1 protein-coding gene is annotated in these 594 nt (G+C 59.4%); it reads right to left on the reverse strand.

Annotation, left to right across the window (positions count from 1 at the left end):
• Positions 1-330: 330 nt before the first annotated feature.
• On the reverse strand, positions 331-513 hold the full coding sequence (locus D3A59_RS04170; protein ID WP_119153651.1) for a hypothetical protein: 183 nt from the start codon (positions 511-513) through the stop codon (positions 331-333).
• Between the last annotated feature and the right edge of the window lie 81 nt (positions 514-594).

Genomic DNA, 594 nt, shown 5'->3' on the forward strand with positions numbered 1-594 from the left:
GAAGCACCACCATGCGAGCCCCCTCGCATGGCGCACCTCTCCGGCAACGATCGTTCCAGCCATTTGCTCTGGTAACGACTTGGCACAATTTCGGTAGGAATCTGGGCGGGTTGTCGGAAAGTTCTGGCACGCCTGGGGAAGCTCCCGGGGCCTCGTCGATCTAATGCACAAGGCATAGATGATGAAGACTACATCCTTCGGTGTGCGGATGCCACCTTCGGATGTACGCGCTGCTTGGACCTTGGCAGACCACGACCGGGCTTTACTCAGGCGAAGTGACGTGCCGCTCGCGGGTAGATGAGCCACAACAAACGACTCAGCGAGCAAGCTTCAACCGGTGTTCCACATGGCCCTGTGCGCCGTGGCAAGAGCCTCCGGACCGGCCTTGTCGATCACTTCCTCGCAAAGCCGAAGCGTGTCCACTGGGGAGCCCTGCTCTGAAAGCAAATCGATCAGATTGGCCGCCTGGCCGTAGCTGAAGCCGTTAGGTATGGCAGCGATCAGAACCGCCATGAAGCCCGCTCGACACCGGTCGACCTGATTCGTCACGAAGCTCAGCTTGGCTCATCCTGTGAGACTGTCGACCACTACGCT

Origin of the sequence: Caldimonas tepidiphila (assembly GCF_003569765.1) — a bacterium.
Classification (GTDB): Bacteria; Pseudomonadota; Gammaproteobacteria; order Burkholderiales; family Burkholderiaceae_C; genus Caldimonas; species Caldimonas tepidiphila.